The organism is Streptomyces sp. NPDC007983, assembly GCF_042958345.1.
Classification (GTDB): domain Bacteria; phylum Actinomycetota; class Actinomycetes; order Streptomycetales; family Streptomycetaceae; genus Streptomyces.
The window spans coordinates 1-10,561 of the sequence record NZ_JBIBJI010000049.1 but is presented as its reverse complement, the minus strand read 5'-3'; the positions used below and the strand labels follow the sequence as shown (position 1 = coordinate 10,561).

Sequence of the window (10,561 nt, the reverse complement as noted above, 5' to 3'; positions counted from 1 at the left end):
ACTTCACCACCGCCATCACCACCCTCCACAACCACGCAGTCACCACCTACCTCGAAATCGGCCCCGACACCACCCTCACCCCCCACATCCACACCCCAGCCACCGTCACCACAGCCACCCTCCACCACAACCAACCCGAAAACCACACACTCACCACCGCCATCGCCACCCTCCACACCCACGGCACCCCCATCAACTGGACCACCTACCACCAAAACCACCACCCCACCCCACCCCACGAACTACCCACCTACCCCTTCCAACACCACCGCTACTGGCTCAACACCCCCAAACCCACCACCAACACCACCACCCTCGGCCTCACCCCCACCACACACCCCCTACTCCCCGCCACCCTCGAACTGCCCGATGACAGCGTGCTGTTCACGGGACACATCTCTCTCAACGAACACCCCTGGCTGGCCGAACACGTCATCGTCGGCACACCGCTGCTGCCCGCAACGGCCATGGTCGAATTGCTGGTGTGGGCCGGAGAACGGAGCGGCTGCGGTCTTCTCGAGGACCTGATGCTCGCCATTCCGCTTGTCCTGCCCGAGGTGGGTGGCGCCCAGGTGCAGGTGCACGTGGGGCCGCCCGATACGGACGGACGCCGCGCGGTGCAACTGCGGTCGCGGGCTGCAGCATCCGCCCGTACATCCGACCCTGGCGGGGAGGCGGTGGGCGGACATCCGGAGTGGACCACGCACGCCACGGGCACGGTCGCTCCGGCGTCCACCCGGCCCCCCGTTCCGGTTGACGGCTCGGGCACCGGTCTGCCCGCCCAGTGGCCACCATCCGGGACCCAGCCGGTCGAGCTGAATGACGCCTACGGACGACTGCGCGACGCGGGCTACGGCTACGGTCCCCTTTTCCAAGGGCTGCGCGCCGCATGGCAGGGCCCCGGAGAGCTGTACGCCGAGCTCGCCCTGCCCGCCGGACTGCGGGAGTCTGCCCGCCCCTTCGCCTTGCACCCGGCACTCTTCGACGCCGCGCTCCACGTGCTTGCCCTCGACCACCTCGCCGGTCCCGCGGCGGGAGACGCGGCGGAGCCGGTGCTGCGGCTGCCGTACGCATGGTCCCGTGTGCGGTTGCACGGCACGGCGAGCAGCCTGCTGCGCGTGCGGCTCTCGACCGCCTCGGCGGGCGACGGAACGGACACGGCACGGCTGGTGATCACCGATGAGAGCGGTGCCCTCGTCGCGGAAGCGGAGGAGCTGATAGTGCGGAGCACCAGCCGTGCCCAATTGGCGGCGCTCCTGGACGACCATGTTGCGCTTTTCGAGGGGCGGCACCGGTCGCTGTTCGAGCCGGTCCGGAGTCCGCTGCCTCCGCGGCCCGTCGTACCGTCGAGCGAGGACGGCCCGTGGGCCGTCGTCGGCCCGAGCGACTCGGCCAGGCTCTGTGGTGATCTGTTCGACAGCACGGAGCAGCTCAAGCAGTACGACGATGTCGCCGCGCTCTCGGCGGCGGTGGCAGCGGGTGACGCGGTGCCCGAGGCGGTGCTGCTGCCCGTTCTGTCCAATGCCGACTGCGAGCCCCACTCGCCGGAGGCCGCCCACAAGGCCGTCCAGCGGGTGCACGGCACGCTGCGGGATTGGCTCGCTGCCGACGTGCTCGATGGTGTCCGGCTTGTGGTCCTCACGCGCAAGGCTGTCGTCACCGCACCTGGTGAGGCGGTGGACGACCTGGCAGCCGCGCCCGTGTGGGGGCTCGTCCGCACAGCGCAGACCGAGCACCCGGACCGGTTCGTGCTGGTCGACGTGGATGGGAGCGGCGACGCCCGCTCCCTCGGCGCCGCTATCGGTACGGGTGAGTCTCAACTCGTGTTGCGCGATGGCCTGGTGTCAGTGCCAGAGCTGGCCCGTGTACCGGCTGCGCCGAGCGCTCTGGACGTGGCTGCCGACGTGCGGTCGTTCGATCCGGAGGGGACCGTCCTGATCACCGGCGCCACCGGCGCCCTGGGAACCCTCTTCGCCCACCACCTCGTCACCCAACACGGCGTACGACACCTCCTCCTCACCAGCCGCCGCGGCCCCCACGCCCCCGGCGCCGACCAACTCCACACCCAACTCACCAACCTCGGCGCCACCGTCCACCTCGCCGCCTGCGACACCGCCGACCACAACGCCCTGGCAAACCTCCTCACCACCATCCCCCATGAACACCCACTCACCGCCGTCATCCACACCGCCGGCACCCTCGCCGACGCCACCCTCACCACCCTCACCCCCCAACACCTCACCGACGTCCTACGACCCAAAATCGACGCCGCCTGGAACCTCCACCACCTCACCACCCACCTCCCCCTCACCCACTTCATCCTCTTCTCCTCCATCGCGGGCGCTCTGGGCAGCGCTGGACAAGCCAACTACGCCGCCGCCAACACCTACTTGGACGCCCTCGCTCAGCACCGCCGCACCCTCGGCCTGCCCGCCACGTCGCTCGTGTGGGGTCTGTGGGGGCAGTCCGGGATGGGGGCGGCCCTCGAGGGGGCCGAGCTGGCGCGGATGCGGCGGATCGGGGTGGTCGCGATGGAGCCGGAGGAAGGACTCAGCCTGTTCGACCACGCCGTGCGCAATGCGCGGCCCGTGCTGGTCCCGGCACGGTTCGACACGACCGCGCTGGTCTCCTCTCCAGTTCCGGTGCCGGGCGTGCTGCGCGGCCTGGTGCGCGCCGCGGACGGTGGCGCGGCAGGTGGAGCGTCACCCGGCGGCGCGGCTTCCGGGGACCGGAGGGCTCACGCCGACACCGGTGCGGAGGACGTCGAGCGGCTGCTTGCCCGGCTCACCGGGCTGCCGTCCGAGGAGCGACGAGAGGTGCTGCTCGACCTCGTGCGGGAGACCACCGCGGCCGTGCTCGGCCACGCCGCGCCGGAGGCCATTGCCGAGGACCGCGGACTGCTCGACCTAGGGCTCGACTCGCTGACGGCAGTCGAGCTGCGCAACCGGCTGAACGCGCGGACCGGTCTGCGTCTGCCGACGACGCTGACCTTCGACTACCCGACGCCAGGCGTGCTCGCCGGGCACCTGCACGACGAACTCACGCCCAGGGTTGCCGAGGCAGGTGGACAGGACGACGGGATCTTCGCCCACCTCACCCGTATCGAGGCATCGTTGCCCACCCTCGAGCGTGACGCCGAGTCCCGTACCGCCGCCGTCGATCGGCTCCGGGCCGTGCTGCACCGACTCGGCGGGGCCGAGGGCACACCGCATTCCGCTGCCCAGGCCGCATCCGCCGCCGCGCCCGGCGGGGACGCGCTGGGCGCGGCGACCGACGACGAGATCTTCCAGCTGATCGACGAGCTCGGCACCAACTGACGGGCCGGCGCCGCCCCGGCTGGTGTCCCTCCGGGCACCGGCCACCCGGAACCCTTGAGGAGAGTTGACTTCGCATGTCAAAGGAGTTGTACGAGAGCCCGTCGAGCGAGGACAAGCTCCGCGGCTATCTCAAGCGGGCGACGAACGACTTGCTGCAGACCCGGCAGCGGCTCGCCGAGGTCGAGTCGGCGAGCCGGGAGCCGATCGCGGTCGTGGGCATGGCCTGCCGCTACCCGGGCGGGGTGAGCTCGCCGGAAGAGCTGTGGGAGCTGGTTGCGGGCGGCCAGGACGCGATCGGCGATTTTCCCGCGAACCGGGGCTGGGACCTGGACGGCCTGTACCACCCGGACCCCGACCACACAGGGACCTCGTACACCCGGAAGGGCGGTTTCCTGTACGACGCCGACCACTTCGACGCCGAGTTCTTCGGCATCAGCCCACGTGAGGCGCTCTCCATCGACCCCCAGCAGCGGCTCCTGCTGGAGGGGGCGTGGGAGGCGTTCGAACGGGCGGGCATTGACCCGGCGTCGTTGCGTAGCAGCCGCACCGGGGTGTTCGCCGGGGTGATGTACGACGACTACGGCTCGCGGCTGCACACGTTCCCGCAGGGCTTCGAGGGATTCATCGGCACCGGCAGTGCCTCCAGCGCAGCCTCGGGACGAGTCTCGTACACCCTGGGTCTGGAGGGTCCCGCGGTGTCCGTGGACACCGCGTGCTCGTCATCGCTGGTGGCGCTGCACCTGGCCGCGCAGTCGCTACGTCAAGGGGAGTGCTCGCTCGCCTTGGCCGGGGGCGTCACGCTGATCTCCACGCCGAACCTGTTCATCGAGTTCAGCAGGCAGCGCGGTCTGTCGCCCAACGGGCGGTGCAAGGCGTTCGCAGAGGACGCGGACGGTACCGGGTGGGGCGAGGGCGTGGGCCTGCTGGTGCTGGAACGGCTCTCCGACGCGCGGCGCAATGGACACCCGGTGCTCGCGGTGGTGCGGGGCAGCGCCACCAACCAGGACGGCGCATCCAGCCAGCTGTCGGCGCCCAACGGACCCGCCCAGCAGCGGGTCATCCGGCAAGCTCTGGCCGCGGCCGGGCTCACTGCCGCCGACGTGGACGCGGTGGAGGCGCACGGCACGGGAACCCGGCTCGGCGACCCCATCGAGGCTCAGGCGCTGCTTGCGACGTACGGCAAGGAGCATCCGGCAGAGAGCCCACTGTGGCTGGGATCGCTGAAGTCGAACATCGGGCACGCGCAGGCGGCAGCGGGCGTGGGCGGTCTCATCAAGATGGTGATGGCCATGCGCCACGGTGTGCTGCCGCGCACGCTGCATGCCGAGCGGCCCACACCGTTGGTCGACTGGGCGGCGGGCGGTGTCGCGCTACTGTCCGAGGAGCAGCCGTGGCCGCGCGGCGAGCGGCCGCGTCGCGCAGGCGTGTCGTCTTTCGGGATCAGCGGCACCAACGCCCACGTCATCCTTGAGGAGGCGCCCGCCGACACGCCGGAGCCGGACACGCCGACGGCGGACGGAGCCGGTCCGGGCGCGGCGGCGCCGCTCACGGTGTCGGGTCCGGCGCCGTGGGTGCTGTCCGCCAAGTCCCCCGAGGCATTGGCCGAGCAGGCCGGGCGTCTGCGCTCGTTCGTCGCCGGGCGACCGGAGCTGGCCGCCGCCGACATCGGGTACACGCTGGCGACCACGCGCACCGCGTTCCCGCACCGCGCCGCGGTCCTCGCGGACAGCCGGGAGGAGGCGCTGGCGCAGCTCGGCCGGCTCGCAGCTGGAGAGGTGCCCGCAGGTGCGGTGACCGGCACGGCGGTCGCGCCGGGCAAGGCGGTGTTCGTCTTTCCCGGGCAGGGCTCGCAGTGGGCAGGCATGGCCGTGGAACTGCTGGAGGAAAGCCCCGTGTTCCGGGCGCGTCTGGAAGAGTGCGAACGGGCGCTTGAACCATATGTGGACTGGTCGTTGACAGCCGTGCTGCGAGGCGCGCCCGGTGCGCCGCCGCTGGACCGGGTCGACGTAGTGCAGCCCGCGCTGTTCTCGGTGATGGTGGCGCTCGCGGCGTTGTGGGAGCACGCCGGGATACGGCCCGCGGCCGTGATCGGGCACTCGCAGGGGGAGATCGCCGCGGCCTGCGTGGCGGGGGCACTGTCCCTGCGGGACGCGGCGAAGGTCGTGGCGCTGCGGTCACGGGCGCTGACCGTACTCGCGGGCAGCGGCGGCATGGCGTCCGTGCAGTTGCCGACGGAGCGGGCCGAGGAGATGCTCGCCCGCTGGGGCGAGTTGCTGTCAGTGGCGGCGGTCAACGGGCCGCGGGCCGTGGTCGTGGCGGGTGACCCGGGCGCCCTGCGGGAGCTGGTGGAGGAGTGCCGGGCGTCCGGAGTGCGGGCGCGCCTCATCCCCGTCGACTACGCGTCGCACTCGGCCCACGTCGAGGCCGTGCGCGGGGAGGTGATCGACGGGCTCGCGGGGATCGCACCGCACCCGTCGGAGGTGGCGTTCCACTCGACGGTGACCGGAGAACGCTTGGACACCGCGGCCCTGACGCCCGAGTACTGGTTCCGCAACCTGCGCCAGACCGTGCGGTTCGAGCCGGTGCTGCGAGGTCTGCTGGCGTCCGGGCACCGCACGTTCCTGGAGGTGAGCCCGCACCCGGTGCTGACTGCGAGCGTTCAGGAGACCATCGATGACGCGAGTATGGCGCACACGGTGGTCACCGGCTCGCTTCGCCGCGACGACGGGGGTGCCCGCCGCTTCATCACGTCCCTGCTCGAGGCGTATGCGCAGGGCGTGGCGACGGACTGGGCGGCGGTGTTCGCGGGCAGCGGGCCGCGGCGCGTGGAGCTGCCGACGTACGCGTTCCAGCGGCGCAGCTACTGGCTGGAGGCGCCCGAGGCGGGCGGTGACGTGTCGGCGGCGGGACTTGGCACGGCGGATCATCCGCTGCTCGGCGCCGCCGTCGAACTGGCGGACGGCGATGGGCTGCTGTGCACTGGGCGACTGTCGCTGCGGGCTCAGCCGTGGCTCGCGGAGCACACACTCGACGGCTTCGCGCTTCTGCCGGGCGCCGCCGTGCTCGACTTGGTGCTGCACGCCGCGCGGCGCGTCGGCAGCCGACATGTGGTGGAACTCGTCCAGGAGCTACCGCTCGCGGTGCCGGATGACGGCGGCATCCAACTCCAGTTGGCGGTCGGGGCGCCGGACCGGTCCGGTGAGCGCCGCATCACGCTGTACGCGCGTGCGGAGGGTGCGGCGGACACCGCCTGGACGCGGCACGCCCATGGTGTGCTCGCGTCCGGCGAGGGCCCGGCCGGGCCGGTGGGCGGGGCCTTGGACGCATGGCCCCCAGACGGGGCCGTGGAGGTGCCCGTCGATGAGATCGATGGGGCCCTGGCCGCGGCGGGGCTCAGCCACGGTCCCACGGTGCAGGGGTTGCGACGTGCTTGGCGGTACGGCGACCACCACTACGCGGAAGTGGAGCTTCCGGAGCGTGCGGACGAGGGGGCCGAGGGGTACGAGCTGCATCCGGTGCTCCTCGACTCCGCGCTCCGGCCGCTGGTGGCGGACGCCGGGCGGGACTCGGCGGCCGGTGCGCGGCTGCCGCTCCGCTGGCGCGGCGTGACGCTGGCGGAGAACTCGGCAGCGGACTCCGCGCTGCGGGTTCATCTCGCGCCAGTGACCGTGGACAGTCGGATCAACGGTCCGGCGGCTCGCGTGCGGATCGCGGACGGCCGGGGCACGTTGCTCTCGGCCGTGGACACGGTTGCCCTGGGTCCGGTGTCCACCAGGGCTCTGACGTCCGCGGGGATGGCGCTGCCGCGCGACGTGCTGCACGCCGTCGACTGGCGGCCGGTGCGCACCCCGGCGTCTCCCGTGTCCAGCACCTCTGTGGCAGTCGTCGGCGAGGGCGTCGAGCTGCCGGGCGCGGTGGTGTCCTCGGAGTATCCGGATCTCGACGCGGTCGCCGCGGCGGTCGCGGACGGTGCGGCGGCGCCCGACGCGGTGGTCATCGCCGCCCCGATGAGTGACACCGGCAGTCCGTCCGACGCCGCGGCCGTGACGGCGGGCCGGGTCCTGGAGATCACCCGGCGCTGGCTCTCCGAGACCCGGCTCGGCTCGTCCCGACTCATCCTCGTCACGCGCGGCGCAACGGTGGCGGATGCCACGGCCGACGGTACGGCCGCGGACGCGGCAGGGCTCGTCGCCGCCACAGTGTGGGGCCTGGTCCGCACGGCCCAGCTGGAGGAGCCGGGCCGATTCTCAGTGGTGGACGTCGACGGCACCTCGGCCTCGGCAGCCGCGCTCGCCTCCGCCGTGACCTGCGGAGAACTCCAGGTCGCCGTACGTGACGGGGCGTTGCTGATGCCGCGCCTCGCCGTGCAGCGGCCGCCCGCCGAACGACCGGACGCCACGACGTTCGCACCCGACGGCACGGTCCTGTTGGCCGGGAGCCTCGGCGCCACGGCGTCTCTGGTAGTCCGTCACCTGGTGGAGCGACACGGCGTCAGGCGGATCCTCGCCGCCGCCCCCGCCGCCCATACCGACAGGGCCGAGGAGTTGCTGCGGCACGTGGCCGCGCACGGCGCCGAGTTCACGGTGGCCGCGTGTGACCCTGCGGACCGGGACTCGCTGGCCGGGCTGCTCGCGGGGCTCCCCCCGGCGCAGCGGCCGACGTCCGTCCTGCACATCCCCGGGAGCGCGGACGACGGCGTGTTGTCCTCGCGTACGCCCGACCAGCTGGCAGCCGTGGTGGGCGAGATTGCCGCAGCCGCCTGGAACCTCCATGACCTCACTGCGGACCTCGACCGATTCGTGCTGTTCTCATCAATCGCGGGGACGGTCGGCGGCTCCGGACGCGCCGGGCACGCTGCGGGCGCCGCGTTCCTGGACGCACTCGCCGAGCGGCGCCGCGCGGCGGGCCTGCCCGCGGTGTCCCTCGCCTGGGGCCCATGGGAGATCAGTGAAGGCGTTGATCCCGAGCGGGCCCGGACGGCCGGGTTCGTACCGCTGCACGAAGAGGTCATGCTCGCGGCGTTCGATGCCGCCGTCGACCTGGGCCGCGCGGTGGCCGCGCCGGTGCGACTGGCCGCGCCGACGCTGCGCGCGCAGGCGGCGGCGGGCACGCTTCCCGCCGTCCTCACCGGCCTCGCGGGGACGGGCGCCGGCGCCCCGGTACAAGCGACGGGCGCGGCCGCGCTCCGCCGCCGCCTCGTCGGTATACCCGCGGACCGGCGCGCCGACGAACTCCTCACGCTGGTGCGGCAGCACGTGGCGGCCGTGCTCCAGCACGACTCTCCCACCGCCGTGCCCGCGGATCGACCCTTCAAGGAGATCGGTTTCGACTCGCTCACCTCCGTCGAGCTGCGCAACCGGCTGGGCGCGGCGACCGGGCTCCGGCTCACCGCCACGCTCGCCTTCGACCACCCGAGCCCCACCGTGCTCGCCGACCACCTGCTGACACAGCTGTTGGGCACCACGGATGAGGACGCCGAGCTCGAGGTGCGCTCCTCCACACGGCAGCATGACGATGACGCGATCGCAATCGTCGCCATGACCTGCCGCTTTCCCGGCGACGTAGCGTCGCCGGAGGATCTGTGGCGCCTCGTCGCCGCGGGCGGCGAGGCGATCACCGGTTTCCCCACCAACCGCGGCTGGGACCTCAACACGCTCTTCGACCCCGACCCGGACAACGCCGGCACCTCGTACGCACGCGAGGGCGGATTCCTGCACGACGCCGACCGGTTCGACCCGGACTTCTTCGGTATCAACCCCCGCGAGGCACTCGCGATGGACCCCCAACAGCGGCTACTGCTCGAGGTCGCGTGGGAGGCGTTCGAACGGGCGGGCATCCGCCCCGATGCGCTGCGCGGCAGCCGCACCGGCACGTTCGTCGGCATGGTCGGCACCGATTACGCGTCGCGCCTGCACACCGTCCCCGACGATCTGGAGGGCTACCTCGGCATCGGCAGCGCGAGCAGCGTCGCGTCAGGCCGCCTCGCGTACGTCTTCGGCCTCGAAGGCCCCGCGGTGAGCGTGGAGACGGCGTGCTCATCGTCCCTGGTCGCACTGCATCTGGCGGCGCGGGCGCTGCGGTCCGGCGAGTGTGATCTGGCGCTCGCGGGCGGGGCCACCGTGCTCTCGACGCCGGACCTGTTCATCTGGTTCAGCAGGCAGCGCGGTCTGTCCCCCGACGGCCGCTGCAAGGCGTTCGCCGCAGGCGCGGACGGCACCGCGTTCGCCGAAGGCGTGGGCCTGCTGCTGCTGGAACGGCTCTCGGACGCCCGCCGCAACGGCCACGAGATCCTCGCGGTGGTGCGGGGCTCCGCCATCAACCAGGACGGCGCCAGCAACGGCCTAACCGCTCCCAACGGCACCGCACAACAAAAGGTCATCCGTCAGGCCCTCGCCGACGCGGGCCTGACGGCCGCAGACGTCGACGCAATGGAGGCCCACGGCACGGGCACCGCCCTCGGCGATCCGATCGAGGCGGAGGCACTGCTCGCCACCTACGGCCAGAATCGCGAACGTCCCCTTCTGCTGGGATCGTTGAAGTCGAACATCGGCCACACCCAGGCCGCCGCCGGCGTCGGCGGCGTCATCAAGATGGTCATGGCGATGCGCCATGGCACCCTGCCCCGCACCCTCCACCTCGACAAACCCACCCCTCACGTCGACTGGTCCACCGGCGCCGTAGAGCTCCTCGCTGAGGCCCGCCCCTGGGAGCCCGCGGGCCGCCCGCGCCGCGCCGCCGTCTCCTCCTTCGGAATGAGCGGCACCAACGCCCACGCCATCATCGAGGAGCCGCCCCTGGCCGACCGGCAGTCCCATCCTGCCGCCCGAAACGCTCCGCCCGAGCCTGTGACGGAGGAGCCCGTGGCTGGGCCCGCTCCGGTGCCGGTGGTGCTGTCGGCGCGGAGCGAGGAGGCGTTGCGGGAGCAGGCGGCGCGGGTACGGGGCTTCGTCGCCGAGCGAGTGGAGTTGCCACTGCCCGCGGTCGCGGCGGGCCTGGCCACTCACCGCACCGCCTTCAGCCAACGGGCCGCTGTGGTCGCCCAGGACCGGGCGGAGTTGCTGGCGGGTCTTGATGCCCTGGCGGCGGGCTCTCAGGATGCGAACGTCGTCCAGGGCCACGCCGACGACACCGGCGGCAAGGTCGCGTTCATCTTCTCCGGTCAGGGCAGTCAGCGCCCCGGCATGGGACGGGAGCTGTATGACACCCATCCCGTGTTCGCCCGCGCCCTGGACGAGGTGTGCCAG

Annotated in this window: 2 protein-coding genes; both read left to right on the top strand. The window is 72.5% G+C overall.

Annotation, left to right across the window (positions count from 1 at the left end; all coding sequences use genetic code 11):
* The coding region (locus tag ACFZCY_RS45250) for an SDR family NAD(P)-dependent oxidoreductase (protein ID WP_391187649.1) at window positions 1–3,317 on the top strand (3,317 nt) is incomplete at its 5' end.
* A 74-nt stretch (window positions 3,318–3,391) separates the two neighbouring features.
* Window positions 3,392–10,561: beta-ketoacyl synthase N-terminal-like domain-containing protein (locus ACFZCY_RS45245; RefSeq protein WP_391187647.1), on the top strand; the 7,170-nt coding region annotated here is incomplete at its 3' end.